Below are 14,905 nucleotides of genomic sequence, written 5' to 3'. Positions count from 1 at the left end.
TTATAATTTCACGTTCGAGTTTTCGCCAATGACGAAACGATGACCATCCGGAAGTAACCCCTTTGCACTTTCTATCTCGCTCGCTCGCCCAATGAGGCTATTGACTATCTTCTCGTCACAGGTTATTCTTGATTCCCCGATGACGACGGTATTTTCGATATGGGCACCGTCTATCGTCGTGTTCGGACCAATTGACGTGTAGGGCCCGATGTAACTCCCAGAAGCTATAGTAGTACCACTGTCGATGGAGACTGGCCCTCTGATTACTGCCCCATTTTGAACGGTCGCGGACTCGCCGATCTGTACCGTTCCAGTCACCTCGGCGCCATCTTTGATGGTTCCCGTCAATAACTGCTCTGTATCCTGGAGTACAAGCCGGTTTGCCTCTAAAATATCTTTTGGTTTCCCTGTGTCTTTCCACCAACCATCGACCGTGTGTGAATCGATAGCAAAACCGTCTTCAAGAAGCTCCTGAATCGCATCAGTGATTTCGAGTTCGCCCCGCCATGACGGTTCGAGGCGCTCGATAGCGTCGAAAACAGCCGGTGAGAACACGTAGATGCCGATGAGCGCGAGATTGCTCGGTGGATCGTCGGGCTTCTCAACTAAACGTGTGACCGTCTCGTCGTCATCGACATCCGCGATGCCGAACGCTTGCGGGTTGTCGACTCGCTGCAGCGCGATGCCGGCACCGTAGTTACCGGCTTCGAAACTATCGACCAACTCGGAGATACCCTCGTTGAGGATGTTATCGCCGAGATACATCACGAAGTCGTCGTCGCCAACGAAATCCCGAGCGGTCCCGGCAGCGTGGGCCAGCCCGAGCGGATTACCCTGGATGATGTAGGTAATCTCGACGCCGTAGTCTGAGCCGTCGCCCAAGTGCTCTTGGATTTCTTCTCGACCTTTGTGTCCGAGAACAACACCGATTTCGGTGATTCCAGCGTTTTTCAGGTCTTCGACGGCATACTCAATAACCGGCTTGTTGGCAACCGGGACGAGTTGTTTCGGACCGGTGTGTGTTATCGGTCGCAGCCGCGATCCGGTGCCGCCTGAGAGAATGAGTCCTTTCATTATTAGTAGGGTTGTTCGTCCCAGTCGAGAGGAATTTCGCTCGTGTCCGGTGGCAGGCGTTCCTCGTCGGGGTCTTCGTAGTCATAGAGGTTTGTCGGGAAATTAATGAGCATCGCCTGTTCGTTCCCGATCACTTTGAATCCGTGCCAGCAGTTGCCGGGGATACGGATTGTCTTCTGATTGTGTTCTCCGATGATGAAGGAGTTGACCTCGCCCTGTGTCGGGGAGTCGTCCCGATCGTCGTAGATGCCGACCTTGATGCGACCGTTGGGACAGACGAAGTAATCCACCTGGTCACGGAGATGCCGGTGCCACGCCCGCACGACGCCGGGATAGCTCAGAGAGTAGTACGACATGGCTGGATCGGGGTCGTATTCTGACCAGTCTTCGCGGAATATCTCGACGAGATGTCCGCGACTGTCTGAATTGACTTGTAGTTCTCGAACCTCCACACCATCTATCATACTAACTGTATCTTCGTATATCAGCAAATTAGCCTATCGGTTATAATCGATATCTCTTCAGGTTAGTGGGAAGACAAGAAATTGGTCATTTAGGCTCTGTAGTTTCGCTAGGCGGGAGCGCCGCGATTGCGTTATTGCCGTAGAAAGCGAAGAGACAGATTAGTGTGATATCCGAAATCCGTCTCTTCACCCGTGTTACGGTTGCTAAGTCTAAATCAGTTGTTGCTAATCCGGACGAACCCACCGACCCCGAAGGGGGTGGCGGGTTCGCCGAATGGGCGATGCTGACGCTCCATGCGCTCCGTATCGAACTGGCAAAATCCTACCGCGTCGCAGTTGATTTGCTGAGTGAGATGTCCGGTGTCCTTGACGAGATCGGCCTCACGCGACTACCTCACTACACGGTTCTCCGCACGTGGTTTGAACGGATTCCGACCGAGACATGGCGTGCGTTTCTCGGCGCGTCGGCCGAGAAACGCACTGGCCACGCTTCGATTGACGCAACTGGCTTTGATCGTGACCAACCAAGCCGACACTACGCTAACCGCACTGACTACCGCGTCAGAGCGTTGAAAGTGACTGCTCTGGTGGATGTCGAAACGCTGTATATCACCGACATCCACTCGACTACCTCGAAAAAACACGATGCTAAGATCGGCCCGCAGGTCGCCCGCCGGAACGCGGGCGACCTGCGGAGCCTCGCTGCCGACAAAGGATACGACGCGAAAGCCTTCCGTGACGAACTCCGCCAAAACGGCATCCGCCCGTTAATCAAACACCGTCTGTTCAACTCACTCGATCACGCTCACAACGCCCGCATGGACAGTGGTCGGTACCACCAACGATCCATGTCTGAAACCGTCTTCTCCAGCATCAAGCGCACGCTCGGCGGTGCCGTGCGTGCGCGAAGCTGGTGGCTCGAATTCCGTGAAATCATCCTCAAAGCCACCGTCTACAACCTTCGCCGGAGCGTCCGATATCCGTGAAATCCAGCCCAGTGTATCGAAACTACAGAGCCAAGAAATCGTATTACCAACCACTGATTCCAGAAATCGAGTCAGCAATCAGAAACGATGGGAACTACCGACAATAGATGCAGTGCTCGCCGTAATCCTTATTCGTACACAAATTCAACACAGCATATGGCAGAATCCGAGTCTCCCCCCGAGAAAACGACGGTAAATATCCGGATGACTGAAACGTTCTTAGAAGATGTGGACGCGACGTGGGAAGAATACGGATTCAACAGTCGCAGCGAGTTCATCCGGACTGTCCTTCGGGATGCGCTCAAACATCCCGAATTCAACCGTGCAGATCTGAAGGCAATGCTCACTAGCGAAGCCGAGATTCGTGACGGTCGCACTCACAGTAGTGCTGATATAAAGTCCGACTACGATCTCGATCAGTCGACGTCTGACAGCAATGAGTGAGTGGGACTGGGAACTTACTGACACAGCATGTCGAGATTTTGACTGTCTTGATCGTCACGCGCGTGACCGTATCGCAACCAAACTCGACGAGATCGTAACCGATGAATGGCGAAACCTACTCGACCATCTCGAACCACTGCAAGGGACGCCCAACGACAAGCTCCGGATTGGGCCGTTTCGGCTCGGCTGTCGTGCCGATCGCACCGAACAAGTCCTCTATATTTTACGAATTCGGAAACGTGGTGGCGATGCATACCGCAGTGACGACGACTGAGTGAAACCTCGGCGCGGTGGCCCGAGGATGTCAACCGCTATTGAGCACCTCAACCTCGTATTCGCTCGCTCGAACCCGCACCGGGAACCACCCCTCTTCGTCGACACCCAGCAACGCCTCCGAGTAGCCATCGTCGTCGTTCCCGGCCTTCGCCGAGCGGACCCAATTAACCTCGCGCTCGCTTAGGCCGAACCACTCGGCCAGTTCCGTCGCTGCTTCGTCCACCCGATGAATCAGCGTCATCGAACAGAGATTCGCGATCGTCCGGGCCTCGGGGGTCAGCGCGAACTCGCCGCCGGTCTGGGTGACGAACTGTAGGGACAGATCGTAGTGGCGACTGTGTCGAACGGCAGTCTCCAAAAAACCGAGTGACGTCGCATCGTTCATCAGGTAGTGTGCCTCGTCGATGACGAACAACACACGCTTGTCGGTCTGTTTCGCGCGCTCGTAGACGGCGTTGAACAGCACCTGCATCATGAGACTCGTCTCGCGGCGTCCGCGGCTTCCCTCGTCTTGGTGGAGGTCGATATAGATGACATCGTTCTCGAAGTCGAAGGCCGTGGGTTCAGACAGGTTCGCGAGGTCGCCGCCCTCACGGAACGACGGCCGCAGATCGATGAGCAGCGACTGGACATCTGATTTGACACGCTCTTGCTCGCCCTCAGTGACGTACTCGAACTCACCAGGGTCTGCAAGCATGGCTTCGAGGACTTCAATGACATCCCGGACCGTCGGCGAGGGATTCCCGTGCGTTGCTGGATCCTGCGTGATACCCTGGCGCTCGTAGGCTTCTTGAACCGCCCGCCGAAGCGTCTGCTTGCGAGCGTCCAACGGACTACTCGCAACTGTTGCGAAGAACGTCTCGAAGAAGGTGAGTACCCAGGCGATCTGTTCGGCCCAGGGGTCCATGTCGGGAACCGAATCCAGCACGTGCTGGGGGGTCTCTTTCAGCTCCAGCGGGTTAACGCCACGAGAACCACCGACGGTGATGCGCTCGCCACCGAGCGCGTCGTTCACGCTGGCAAAGCCCTCCAGTGGATCGAGCATCACGAGCATCGTATCGGCGTCGTACATCGCACGACGAACCAACTGCAGTTTCGTCGAGAAGGATTTGCCAGCGCCGAGCTTGCCGATGACCATTGCACAGTATCCGGTCTCGCGGGCGAATCGATCGAGGATGAGCGGGCTCTCGTTGAGCGCGTAGGTACCGTACTCGATGCCAGGTTCGGCGAGTGCGCCAGCGACGAAGGGAAACATCGCGCCGACGGCACCGCCGAGCATCGGTGTCTTCGCGTGTAGCGATTCGTCGAGGCGGTCGACACCCATCGGACTCGCCGAGACCAGCGTCTCCATCTGTGCCCACCGCGGTGTCACGGGGGTGAGATTCGCCGGTGAGCGACGGGCGGTATTGGCGACAGCGTCCGTATCGAGTTTCTCACGAGACGGTCCACGCACTGTGAGATATATCGACGTATCGAACGCTCGCATCGACGTGTTCCGCAGCGTATCGTAGAGTTCGCGATAGTCATGCAGGTCTTTCTCGACGCCGCGGGCGCCGGCACGGCGTTTCTCCGAGAGGTACTCGAAGTCGGCTTCGAGGTCTTCGATCCGGTTCTCCAATGAGTCGAGTGTCTGGTGAGTGTCTCGGGGATCGAGATGGATCGAGATATCCGTCGTCCGGGTCTCGGCCGTCGAGTACAGCGTCTCGAAGAGGCCGTTCTGTGGCGTGTCGGGATAGCCGCTAATCCAGAGTGTCCGCGTCCAGGTCTGGCCGGTCCTGACTGCATTTGCCTCCTCTTCGATACTCGACGGCGTGACGAGCGTCTGGTGGACGTCGGCGGTCGAATCGAGTTCCGTTCCAGTCGGCTCGTAGGCGACGATCGAATCATCCGTCTCCGGTTGCTCCGCTGGCTCATCTGCACCTCGTCGCCAGAACGCCAGCCACGAGGGAATCATCGTGACCCTCCGACGATAGGGCGCGTCCGCAACTGCTGGTCCGACGCCACACGTTCGCGTGGCTCACCGCTCCAGAACTCAGCAATAAGGGTGGTCGCTTCCGCCACATCGACGGTCCGTGCCGAACAGCCCTCGATGTCGCGGAGGCCAGCCTCGACGCGGCGCAGGCGCTCGGCAAGCGCGTCGAACATGGCTGCTCGCTCGTCGCCGGCCCGCGGGGCGAACCACGCGTCGACGAAGAGCCCTACCACTGGGAGCGTCGCGAGTTTCTCGGTGAGGCTCTCGCGTTCGAAGTGAACCTCTTCGGGAGTGACCGAGACGACGACGTAGTGGTCCCGGATCGTCATCCGACGGGCTTCGAGGTCCGTGGCGTACCACGAGAGGTACTGCTCGATGAGTGCGCCCAGTCGCGGGTTCGCCTTCACGTCGGGGTCGTCGAGCCGGCTCCGGTACTGGCCGAGGTACTCCTCGACGGGGAAGGGCTGGGTCGTCGAGTAGATCTGGATCGGGAACTCGACGACGGTGTTACAGAAGTCCCGGAAGGCATCTGTCTTTGCCGCCCATTCTTCGTCGGTCGCTAGCGCCATCGGGGGTGGATTGACCTGGACCATCCCGACGATCGCGCCGTCGATCCGCTCGATCGCGCCGTGTTCCGGATGGACACGCTCGAACTGCGTGTGTCGCTTCGCCGCGTCGTGATTGAGACGCTTCTCCCGTCGGCTGAAGCCGACGAACGTCTCGATCCATTCCAGACTGGTCGTGTAGGTGGGCGTCAGGAAGACGAACACGCCACCGCAGGCGATGGAGACGAGGACGACAGGCAATGTGAGCGTCTGGAGTCGGTAGCCGGCGACCGTCAGTGAAGGTGGGAAGACGACCTGGATCAACAGGACGACTGCGACACCTGGAACGAGTGCAACGGCGAGGTCGGTCAGCGTGTAGTTTCCGAATAGCTTGGTTTCGGTCCCGAGTGCTTTCGGGACCCGCTTCGAAGAGTCGGTGTCGTGCATAGTCACTGGATGTAGCGCGGTGAGTCGTCGATCGCCGTCCGGTCGGAGTCGGTCCGCGTGCCCGACTCTCCGGACGTTCTGTCTGGTCGTGAACGGAGGTTCGAGAAGTCCGCGTCGCGCCTCGTCCTCGACCGGTCTGTGCTGTCTGTGAGCGAACTACCGCCGCTTCCGCCACGGCCACCGCCGCGGCGTTCGAACGACTCTGACACGCTTGTCGTTGCTGTGTGCAGCCGAGAGCCGACGGCGTGGGCGCGGGAGTTCCCGGAATCGAGGACCGTCTGTCCGTCAGCTCGAACCGCAGGCTGGCCGCGAGCGCCGCGGACGAAGTTTTGCCCACCTTGGACGCCGGTCTGGCCCACATCACTTCCCCGGGCCAGCCGATCGCTCGCACGCTGTGACGAGAGACGATGTGAGGCCCGGTCGGCCATGAGGAAGATCGCGCCGGCCTGCCAGAACAGGACGAACGGCGCGGCGATGGCGACGATCGGGATAACCAGCGCCATCAGCCACTGCCCGAATCCTTTCATCGAGAGATTGACGCTCCCGCCGATGAGTTCGCCAAGGCGGAACAGCAGCGCGACGGGGACGGTCATGAACAGGAACGGGGTGTAGAAGCCCGCTAACCGACTCATCAACCGCGAGACCTGGACGAACGGGCCAACGCCGGGAATCCAGAAGACGATCAACAGCGGCATCATCACGACGAAGAGGTAGAGGACCACCTGGCGGATGAAGTACAACAGTGCGATCAGGACGAACAACAACAGGTCCGTCAGGAGCGCGATCGCGATCCCGATGACACCCATCGCGCTGAACGAGAGCGTCTCGAAGAGGGTGATCTCCGAGAGGTCGGGCACCAGGAAGCCGGTAAGCGCGTTGACGAACTGCAGTGAGAGCGCAGCGACCCACCACCACATCAGGATACCCAGAAGCCCAGCGAACGTTCGTCGCTTGAGCTTCGCCTGGTGGTAGCTCCCGAAGAGGTGACTCGTCGACTCCAGGAAGATGACCAAGCCGATCGAGAGTGCCCAGAGGAACAGAGTGAGCGGGATCATGGTATCCCAGTAGAAGTCGTAGACTGCCGGCCAAGCGTCGTTCGTCGGCCGGCCAAAGACTGTATCCGGGGTCGGCGTGCTGACAATGAGTTCGATTAACGGGTCCACGAACTCGGCGAGTACCGTTTCGATCGGAGTGACGAGTACTCTCACCCCCTCTTTAAGAGAGTCGACAATGATGTCTCCGAGGGTATTCATGTTCAGACACCCCTTTCGGTGGTTGGTTCGGTGCTACCGACGCGCTCGACTGATTCGACCTCGACAGTCGAACAGACGAAATTTCCAGTGATGTCGGCTGTACGCGACTCGCCGCCACCAGTGATCTTGACGGTCTGTTCGAGTGTTTGGCCCGTCGCGATCCCGACGATCACGTCCATTTCCCTCTCGAAGTCGCAGGGTTCTGTTTCGGCGTCCGTCACGAGGAGTGGGGACAATGAGCCGACGTAGGTCTGTTCCTCACCTGGAGAAAGCAGCACTCCATCAGGTGTTGTTGGCTCTGTAACCCCTGGGATACCTGGACCAGACAATTCGGTAGTTCCGTCCCAACTCAGGGCGTTCCGGTAAGCGATGTCGTACACCCACGTCGGGCCAGTCCCCACATTCTCGATTCGGACCGCGATCTGTGCGAGGTCCGCAGTCCGCTCACCCGCTCGATACTGTGAGATATCGAGTATCCGGAGCTCGGGATTCAGATCGATAGGAACCGACACGGAATCCGAGCCGAGGACTGCGACCAGGGTGTATCGACCGGGCTCGTAGTGGTCGTAGGACGCGAGTCCCCAGTTGATGTCGAGAATCTCGATCCGGGCCGTCGTGGCACCGGTCGGGACGGTCGTCTGCCCGAAGAGGGTCCCGTCGGGAGCGATCAGGTTCACTTTCGAGACCTCATGATCGTCGACCAGTCGGACCACGAGGGCCTCTCCTTCCACTTCAATGTCCTCGAAGACGGACGGGAGTGGCGTCTCAGTTGGTGTTGGCGACGGCGTCGTACCAGTTGAGGGTGTCTCGGACCCTCCACAGCCAGCGAATGCGGCAACACCCGCGAGCAGGCCCGATCGGAGCACCGCTCGCCTGGAGAGCGAAACCATCAGAGTCCCCTCCAGGGTGGCCAGATACGCCAGCCCGTCGAGCGATCGATGAGGAACACGGCGAACAGGAACAGCGAGACCGGTACGGCGAACTCGAAGAGGATCGCGAGCACGGTAATCGTGGGGCTGTCGAGAGAGACCACGTCGGTGTCGCCACGGTAACCGGGGATATCGACCCACCAATGGCCAGGTGCGTACCGGGCCGAGATCCCACCGACTGGCCGGGCGAGTGTGAGAACTGCCGTTCCCGATCCGTCGGTCTCGACGCGGTGATCCTGTACGAAGACTGCACCGTCCCGTCCAGAGGTATTGATCGGCGCACCGGTCTGTGCGTCTCGAAGCCGCACTCGGACGGTGACGCGCTCACTCGTTTCGTTCTGGACAGTCAGCGTGAGGGTGCTCCGTCGGATCGGAACCCGCGCGAACGACGTGTTCGGGACGGTCACGTTGGTCCCGCGGACGAGGCCGAAGGCGGTGACGTTCTCTTGTGGTGTGCCATCCGTTTGCGTCCGCGTAGCGATCCCGTAGCTGGCGACGTAGCGGTGTTCGAGAACGTCGAGGTGGACGTGCTCTGGAAGCTCCGGTGGGTCTATCCGGGCGCCGTAGACGTCGATAATCGCTACGGTCGACCGCGGCGACGGCGTCGGTCCGGATTCGATGGGGAACGCCGCGACCTGGAGTGGGATGGACGGTGACGACGCATTCGTCTGGCCGCTTTCGGTGCTCGTCACGAGGGTGTCCCAGTCGCTGTCACGCGCCGCGTAGAACCGCCAGACACCACGGACCGATCCGGTGGGGACGTCGTAGCCGAGCCAGGGCTGGTTCTTGTAGACGACCATACCCAGATCGCCGTCGGGATAGGTCGCTCGGTAGCCGGAGACCGAGAGTTCGTAACGGACGACGTCGATTTCGTCGGAGACGGTGACCCTCTCGTTGACTTCGGTGACAGTTCGATTCACAGCCGTGCAGGTCCCGTTTTGATCCCAGGCGAGACACGTCTCCATGTGTTCCGTGAGCGTAACGGCGATGTCGGCTTCGAGCCCGAGCGTATACGGTTGGTCGCCGTGGCCGTCCAGCGCATAGGGGAGTTCCACGAGCCGATTACCGCTGGCGTTCGTGAGGGCCGTTCCGTTGGCGAGCAGTCGAACGCGTCGGATCTCGTGGGTTGTCAGCGACCAGGACTCGCTTCGATTTGCCGTCGTGGTTGCCGGTGGGAGTGCCACCCGATAATCGACCGTTCCCAATGCGGTTCCGTTGGACGCGACGTAGAGTGGCTGCTCGGTCGGTGAGAGACGAGCACGCGTCGACGGCTGGATGGCGAACACCGAGACGTGGGCATCACGGACGAAGCGTCCGTCAGTGAGCGTCGCGTTGGCCGGGTGGATCGACCGGTTGGCGTCGGTCGCGGGCAGCTCCTGGAGGTCGCCGCGGTTCCACTGCTCGACGGCCTCGGGTGGCGAACCGAGCGGGATATCGGTCCCGGCGGCCAGCGCACACACGTCGGTCGCGGTCTCGGTCTGGTTCATCCACCGGGTCAGATTCGTCACGTCTTCGTCGCCCGCCCAGAGGGTGCAGTACGTCGTCTCGTTGACGCCATGGTCTGTGCTGTCGGGCGGTTGGCCCGACGAATGACCCATCATTGCGACGGCGAGTGCAAGTGCTGCCACACAGACAGTCGCGTGTCTCCGTGGCCCTAGAATCCGCAACTCGCGCCTCCGGCGACGACGTTGTCGAGCAGGAACGCGACGATCGCGGTTCCGAGCGGCGCGGCGATGATACCCCAGACGACGGCCTGGTTACGCGTCTCTTTCAGCTCTTTCTTCAGGTCGGCACGGCGCACAGCCGGCAGCGCCACTGTGGTACCCAGTGCGATCACGCCACCGATGAGCGGGCCACCGAACTGGATGAGCGTAAAGAGGTTCTTGATGGTCTGTGCGATATCTGTCCCGCAGAAGGCGGTTCCGGTGGTCTGTGCGAGTGCGGGCTGGCTTGCGAGTATCGCCACTGTGAGGACAGTGAGCAACGGGAGTCGGAGGTCGGCAATACGTGCGTCGGTACTGTCAGGTTTCTTCGGGGCAGTCCCCGAGTCGGCATCGGTTGGCATGTCTGTCTGGATCATCGCCGAACATCGTTGGTGCTGCCGAGTTGACCGACAGCGATGATGTGGGGCGAGGTAATCCACCCGACAGAGTGACGTAAACTGATATAACCGTATCTACAATTGGTAGTAATATAATATAATTTTAGTTACTAGTTGAGAAGCAGGCTCGAATCGATGGTTCACTGCGGTTTCCGAATAGTTGGATATCTAATAGTACTAACATTCCAAACGCAGTGATATCTGGGATAATGAATTATTCAACTGAATTTATCTGAAGAACGGCGTCATTCGCGCGCCGCGGCGAACCGTTCACGGAGGGTCGTTTCGCGGTGCTCGAACTGGGTGGCTTTCTCCCTGATGTCTTGGCCCACGCGTTCGAGTTGTGCGAGTGCAACTTGGCTCTCCAGACCAGTCTGCCCGTCGCTCTCGGTCTCTGCGGCTGCCTGTTCCTCGTAGGTCCGTTCCACTGTCTCGATGGTCGCCTCCGGGTTGAACAGGATGTCGTTCGCGATGCGGACGTAGCGATCCAGCGCCGCCCCCTCCTTCCCGTCGAAGAAGTGCGTCAGGGCGTACGTTGCCCCCGAATGCAACGTCCACATGTCGATCTCGTGTGGATCAGTCGCCTCTGCCCTCGCATCCTCGGCCGCCCGTGCTGCCAGGTAGGCGGGAAAGTCCAACAACTCGAAAAACTCCTCGACGTCGAAGGGCACAGCCGGGAACTCGATCGTGATCTCGCCGGCGTCCTCGATGAACGCCAGCAAGTCGTTCGCGACGAGCCCGATCTGTTCGAGTGTGGCTTCCCACCACCCACGGAAGTCGCCGACCTCGCCGACGTGTTTGATGGTCTCGCGGTCGGTCAACTGCCGAATCGAGTTCGCACAGTAGTTGTCCCGTGCCAACCCTTCGACGTAGACGGCGTGGCCGCCGAAGAAATCGTAGCCCGAGGACACCCCCATCGTGATCGGATCGGCCCGGTCGGGTAGCGTCACCGAGAGCCCGTCGAAGAGGATATCCATGTGCACCTCGCCGCCACCGCGGTACTGCCTGATCTCGCCGAAGACCACCTCGCCGAGCTGGTGGCCGTCGATCGACTCCTCCCGAAGCACCGTTTCGAGCGGGCCGTAGATGTCGACCGGGTTGATGACCGCATACGAGGTGGTCGGGATGTGATACAGCGGGTCCGAACTCTGCTCCTCGGTCGTTTCCTGATGCTTCTGGTTGTGGCTCCTCGCTGGATCGACCAGCGCGTTGAATCGGTCGGTCGGCACCCACTCGCCCGTCCGTGGGTCGTTGTATGCGACTGTCGTCTCGATGGCTCGGGGAAGTTCCCGGATCGCCTCGGCGAAGGAAACCGGCTCGCTGCCGCCAGTCCGTTGCGCGTACCACGACGGGGGTCCGCCGTTCGTTCGTCCGTCGACACCTGCAAACAGGGTTGTCGTCTCTGGTGGTTGCATTGGTAGTTCCACGGACACACATTCCGGTGCGCCCGCACCCTCGGGAGGGCGCCAATAAAACGCGGTACGGGAAGGTTCTCTCGCGTTGAGCTGAGAATATTACTCGGCTTGGAATGTGACGCGCCGGTGTTCAGTCAGTCAGGGACAGCCAGTTCGGGTGTAATTGTGACGGCGCAATCAGCAGCAGTGTTATTTTTATTTAGTGCCGAAAATACCAATAGCGGTCAGCATATCTGTAGAGATACCACTGATGGAGCGAGATGACTTCGACGAGACGGCACCCGGTGAGGTTATTCCGACGACGACACCGAAGGGGACGTATTCGTCGTTCCGACCTAACCCGCTTCCTCCCTCAACCGATACTGAACAGCTCATTACACCGCTGGCAGAGGCGACACAGGCACTCGGGCGACTCCACGGTATCGGGCCACGGGTCGGCTCAAGAGAGATCTTGATCGAGCCATTCATTCGAAAAGAAGCGTTGGAATCCTCGCAGATCGAAGGGACACATGCCACCCTATCTGATATATACGCCTACGAGGCTGGACAAGAAGGCCTCATCGACGAAGACAGGCGGCAAGGAACCCAGGAAGTCGTGAACTATCTCCACGCACTGACCCAGGGACTAGATGCGATTACAGCTAGCGATCCAATCACCACCGAGTTGTTGTGTGGAATGCACAATCGATTACTTTCAGGTGTCCGTGGAGACGAAGCCAATCCAGGCCAACTCCGCACGACCCAGAACTTCATCGGCAGTACACCATATATCCAAGACGCCAGGTACGTTCCGCCACCACCGAACGAGATTCCCGACCTTCTCGAAGACCTGCTTGAGTACGCAAACCGAGATACTGATCTCCATCCACTCCTCCAAATTGGCCTGATTCACTATCAATTCGAGACGATTCACCCGTTTCTCGATGGGAATGGACGGTTAGGGCGGCTCTTGATTAGTCTCCTCCTGCAACGTGACGGTCTCTTGCCCGAACCCTATCTCTACCTGAGTTCGTATTTCAACTCGCGACGTTCAGAATACGTCGATCATCTCTTGGCAGTCAGTCAGCGCGGCGAATGGGAAAAGTGGCTCCTGTTCTTCTTACGTGGCGTGCAGTCGCAAGCGGACGAGGCCCATCAGCGTGCAAACCTGCTGGTTGACCTCCGTGAGGAGTATCAACAGCGCTACCAGAGCGAGCGGTCTGAGAACATCCTAGAACTGGTGATGCGACTTTTCGAAGAGCCGTACCTCGACGTGAATACGGCTGCTGAATGGTTGGATGCCGAATACAGTACGGCTAATCGACTGATCGGGCAGCTCGAAGATGACGGAATACTCGAAGAACTCACCGGGAAAAAGCGGAACCGGTTCTACCGGGCGAGTGAAGTTTTCAACATAATTAACAAGCCGATAAACCAACTCTGAAGGACTAAGCAAACGGCCTTGTGGCGTATACGTTGAGGCCACCAGTCTCTAACTTTTGAGTCGAATGTACGTTTACCGTCTCGGAGGTTGGGATGGTCGTCGAGTCATGTGTTGCCGAGTGGCTGTTCTTGTTCAGATGGACTGACAACGCTTACGGTGATATACAGGTAATACAGATGTATGTCCGAGGCCAATGCAGGAGGCGATAACGACCCCAACATGACCACGATCACGGTTAAGATTCCGCAGGCATTTCTTGAGGATCTCGATGCAACCTGGCGAGCAGAAGACTTCCCGTCTCGTAGCGAGTTCATCCGCTGGGCACTTCGAGACGCCGTAAAACACCCCGCTTTCTCCCGCAAGGGATAGAAAGACATTGCCACAAGCGAACACCAACTGGCGACTGGAGAGGGAGAAACCTACAGTAGCGACGAGATTCAGGCGCGTCTGAACGAGGATACGGATGCCGACGAGTAACGACGAGTGGGACTGGAAATTCACTCAGTAGACTACAAACAAGCCTGGCCCAGTTGGTTCGGACCTAGACGCCAACTCCCTCAACTTCCTACTCGATCGCGAAAGGTCATACTCTACATAATCATTCTCTCGATAATGACCTCTCAGCTCGGGGATGACATCCTTTAGACTCTATAAACCACAGCTACTCGGTCCAGAACGCGCGCTGCCGCCCCTCTATTTCACCGATGACCATCGACAGTACCTCACGCCAGTCCGCTGGATGTGACTCGTCGTCGCTGGGCGTTGGCGCGTCTGGACCTGGGTGGATATGGTCACGTGTATTGTGATCCGACGGGTGTCGATCCTACCGGTGGTCGAACGTGTGCCCTTCGGACTTTTCGATGCCATAACCAGTCAGTTGTCTCCCGATTGGGAATCGCTTCGATAACGCGCTGGATGATGTGATAGAGTTCGTGTGAGGGAAACGACTAGTCTGGGACGTAGAACACCCCACTGTGTGAGTCGGCTGGTATCTGGACGAAGTCGTCGTCGCTGGTGACGATGACCTGACTGTTCTCAACTGCGTACAGTCGAATCGCGGTATCGTCAACGCCTTCGCCTAACTCGCTCACATCAACGACGCGCTCTACGTCGTGGCCTGCTTTGTCGAGTTTGTCAGCCAGCGGAGCCGCGATGTTCTCATCGAGAAGAAACGAGACTTGCATACTTACGCTTCCGGCAGATCATCTGGCCCGGTGATGGTCCTTAGGTCAGATTCTGCGGCTTCGTGAACCTCTTGACGGCGTTCTTTGACTGCCCGCATCTCTTCGGGGTGGTCGTGATAGTACGCCAGTGCGTGGTAGACGTCTGAGATGGGAAGGCCAAACCGGTCCGCAACCGTCTGTGCATTGAGGCCACGCTCTTCGACCAGTGCGTGGCTGTGGCTCACGGTGATTCGCCGGCCTCGAATGTGGGGCTCGTCGTGAATATCTGACTCGTCACCTGAGATGACGGTGTTCATCTGCTCAGACATAAAGCAGACTACCATTGCAGTGGACTTCAGTCTTTGCCGGTACAGGCAACCAACTACGGCTGTTTTGCAAGGTACTGACGGTCT

At 58.6% G+C, this 14,905-nt stretch carries 16 protein-coding genes and 1 pseudogene; 5 read left to right on the top strand and 12 right to left on the bottom strand.

Annotated features, from left to right (window positions below; genetic code table 11):
* Together VJ109_RS05115 and VJ109_RS05110 are read right to left on the bottom strand one after the other, a co-directional pair.
* Positions 1-1,074 carry a glucose-1-phosphate thymidylyltransferase gene (locus tag VJ109_RS05115; protein WP_324759556.1) on the bottom strand — a complete coding sequence of 358 codons (1,074 nt, stop codon included), beginning with the start codon at positions 1,072-1,074 and terminating at the stop codon, positions 1-3.
* 2 nt (positions 1,075-1,076) lie between these two features.
* Complete coding sequence (locus VJ109_RS05110) at positions 1,077-1,538, bottom strand: dTDP-4-dehydrorhamnose 3,5-epimerase family protein (RefSeq protein ID WP_324759554.1); 462 nt, start codon at positions 1,536-1,538, stop codon at positions 1,077-1,079.
* Positions 1,539-1,702: 164 nt separating this feature from the next.
* Here VJ109_RS05110 and VJ109_RS05105 point away from each other — a divergent pair, with 164 nt between their 5' ends.
* The 3 genes from VJ109_RS05105 (at position 1,703) to VJ109_RS05095 (ending at position 3,242) form a co-directional block, all read left to right on the top strand.
* Positions 1,703-2,524, top strand: coding sequence for an IS5 family transposase (locus VJ109_RS05105; RefSeq protein WP_324759552.1), 822 nt, complete (start codon positions 1,703-1,705; stop codon positions 2,522-2,524).
* Positions 2,525-2,680: 156 nt separating this feature from the next.
* Positions 2,681-2,968, top strand: coding sequence for a ribbon-helix-helix domain-containing protein (locus VJ109_RS05100; RefSeq protein WP_324759550.1), 288 nt, complete (start codon positions 2,681-2,683; stop codon positions 2,966-2,968).
* Positions 2,961-3,242 (top strand): type II toxin-antitoxin system RelE family toxin, encoded by a 282-nt coding sequence (locus tag VJ109_RS05095; RefSeq protein ID WP_324759549.1) that lies wholly within the window; start codon positions 2,961-2,963, stop codon positions 3,240-3,242. Before VJ109_RS05100 ends, VJ109_RS05095 begins: the two co-directional genes overlap by 8 nt.
* Before the next feature lie 30 nt (positions 3,243-3,272).
* Here the strand turns inward: VJ109_RS05095 and VJ109_RS05090 are convergent, their stop codons facing one another.
* From VJ109_RS05090 to VJ109_RS05060, 7 genes are all read right to left on the bottom strand, one after another.
* Complete coding sequence (locus VJ109_RS05090; RefSeq protein WP_324759547.1) at positions 3,273-5,198, bottom strand: VirB4 family type IV secretion system protein; 1,926 nt, start codon at positions 5,196-5,198, stop codon at positions 3,273-3,275.
* On the bottom strand, positions 5,195-6,208 hold the full coding sequence (locus tag VJ109_RS05085) for a TraC-like domain-containing protein (protein WP_324759543.1): 1,014 nt from the start codon (positions 6,206-6,208) through the stop codon (positions 5,195-5,197). Before VJ109_RS05085 ends, VJ109_RS05090 begins: the two co-directional genes overlap by 4 nt.
* Before the next feature lie 2 nt (positions 6,209-6,210).
* Complete coding sequence (locus tag VJ109_RS05080; RefSeq protein ID WP_324759541.1) at positions 6,211-7,461, bottom strand: TrbL/VirB6 family protein; 1,251 nt, start codon at positions 7,459-7,461, stop codon at positions 6,211-6,213.
* Between the two features lie 2 nt (positions 7,462-7,463).
* Positions 7,464-8,351: a hypothetical protein gene (locus tag VJ109_RS05075; RefSeq protein ID WP_324759539.1), complete on the bottom strand. Its 888-nt coding sequence runs from the start codon at positions 8,349-8,351 to the stop codon at positions 7,464-7,466.
* On the bottom strand, positions 8,351-10,018 hold the full coding sequence (locus VJ109_RS05070) for a DUF8186 domain-containing protein (protein WP_324759537.1): 1,668 nt from the start codon (positions 10,016-10,018) through the stop codon (positions 8,351-8,353). Before VJ109_RS05070 ends, VJ109_RS05075 begins: the two co-directional genes overlap by 1 nt.
* Positions 10,019-10,044: 26 nt before the next feature.
* Positions 10,045-10,470, bottom strand: coding sequence for a hypothetical protein (locus tag VJ109_RS05065; protein WP_324759535.1), 426 nt, complete (start codon positions 10,468-10,470; stop codon positions 10,045-10,047).
* Between the two features lie 266 nt (positions 10,471-10,736).
* On the bottom strand, positions 10,737-11,906 hold the full coding sequence (locus VJ109_RS05060) for a hypothetical protein (RefSeq protein ID WP_324759534.1): 1,170 nt from the start codon (positions 11,904-11,906) through the stop codon (positions 10,737-10,739).
* Between the two features lie 250 nt (positions 11,907-12,156).
* On the opposite strand from VJ109_RS05060, the gene VJ109_RS05055 reads away from it, so the two are divergent.
* Both VJ109_RS05055 and VJ109_RS05050 read left to right on the top strand, forming a co-directional pair.
* Positions 12,157-13,329, top strand: a complete 1,173-nt coding sequence (locus VJ109_RS05055; protein ID WP_324759533.1) for a Fic family protein — start codon at positions 12,157-12,159, stop codon at positions 13,327-13,329.
* 180 nt (positions 13,330-13,509) lie between these two features.
* On the top strand, positions 13,510-13,698 hold the full coding sequence (locus tag VJ109_RS05050) for a ribbon-helix-helix domain-containing protein (protein WP_324759531.1): 189 nt from the start codon (positions 13,510-13,512) through the stop codon (positions 13,696-13,698).
* Positions 13,699-13,990: 292 nt separating this feature from the next.
* Here VJ109_RS05050 and VJ109_RS19515 read toward each other — a convergent pair.
* From VJ109_RS19515 to VJ109_RS05040, 3 genes and pseudogenes are all read right to left on the bottom strand, one after another.
* Positions 13,991-14,170: pseudogene (locus tag VJ109_RS19515) on the bottom strand (toxin-antitoxin system TumE family protein); the annotation flags it as partial.
* 106 nt (positions 14,171-14,276) lie between these two features.
* Positions 14,277-14,513, bottom strand: coding sequence for a DUF5615 family PIN-like protein (locus tag VJ109_RS05045; protein ID WP_324759529.1), 237 nt, complete (start codon positions 14,511-14,513; stop codon positions 14,277-14,279).
* A 2-nt stretch (positions 14,514-14,515) separates the two neighbouring features.
* On the bottom strand, positions 14,516-14,821 hold the full coding sequence (locus VJ109_RS05040) for a DUF433 domain-containing protein (RefSeq protein WP_324759527.1): 306 nt from the start codon (positions 14,819-14,821) through the stop codon (positions 14,516-14,518).
* Positions 14,822-14,905: the final 84 nt, after the last annotated feature.

The organism is Haloarcula montana (assembly GCF_035666295.1).
GTDB lineage: Archaea > Halobacteriota > Halobacteria > Halobacteriales > Haloarculaceae > Haloarcula > Haloarcula montana.
Note: the sequence above shows the minus strand (reverse complement) of the source record. Positions and strands in the feature narration are given on the sequence as shown.

Coding starts and splice junctions, on each gene's coding strand:
- VJ109_RS05115 (WP_324759556.1), bottom strand. CDS start 1,074: ATGAAAGGACTCATTCTCTCAGGCGGCACCGGATCGCGGCTGCGACCG.
- VJ109_RS05110 (WP_324759554.1), bottom strand. CDS start 1,538: ATGATAGATGGTGTGGAGGTTCGAGAACTACAAGTCAATTCAGACAGT.
- VJ109_RS05100 (WP_324759550.1), top strand. CDS start 2,681: ATGGCAGAATCCGAGTCTCCCCCCGAGAAAACGACGGTAAATATCCGG.
- VJ109_RS05095 (WP_324759549.1), top strand. CDS start 2,961: ATGAGTGAGTGGGACTGGGAACTTACTGACACAGCATGTCGAGATTTT.
- VJ109_RS05090 (WP_324759547.1), bottom strand. CDS start 5,198: ATGATTCCCTCGTGGCTGGCGTTCTGGCGACGAGGTGCAGATGAGCCA.
- VJ109_RS05085 (WP_324759543.1), bottom strand. CDS start 6,208: ATGCACGACACCGACTCTTCGAAGCGGGTCCCGAAAGCACTCGGGACC.
- VJ109_RS05080 (WP_324759541.1), bottom strand. CDS start 7,461: ATGAATACCCTCGGAGACATCATTGTCGACTCTCTTAAAGAGGGGGTG.
- VJ109_RS05075 (WP_324759539.1), bottom strand. CDS start 8,351: ATGGTTTCGCTCTCCAGGCGAGCGGTGCTCCGATCGGGCCTGCTCGCG.
- VJ109_RS05065 (WP_324759535.1), bottom strand. CDS start 10,470: ATGATCCAGACAGACATGCCAACCGATGCCGACTCGGGGACTGCCCCG.
- VJ109_RS05060 (WP_324759534.1), bottom strand. CDS start 11,906: ATGCAACCACCAGAGACGACAACCCTGTTTGCAGGTGTCGACGGACGA.
- VJ109_RS05055 (WP_324759533.1), top strand. CDS start 12,157: ATGGAGCGAGATGACTTCGACGAGACGGCACCCGGTGAGGTTATTCCG.
- VJ109_RS05050 (WP_324759531.1), top strand. CDS start 13,510: ATGTCCGAGGCCAATGCAGGAGGCGATAACGACCCCAACATGACCACG.
- VJ109_RS05045 (WP_324759529.1), bottom strand. CDS start 14,513: ATGCAAGTCTCGTTTCTTCTCGATGAGAACATCGCGGCTCCGCTGGCT.
- VJ109_RS05040 (WP_324759527.1), bottom strand. CDS start 14,821: ATGTCTGAGCAGATGAACACCGTCATCTCAGGTGACGAGTCAGATATT.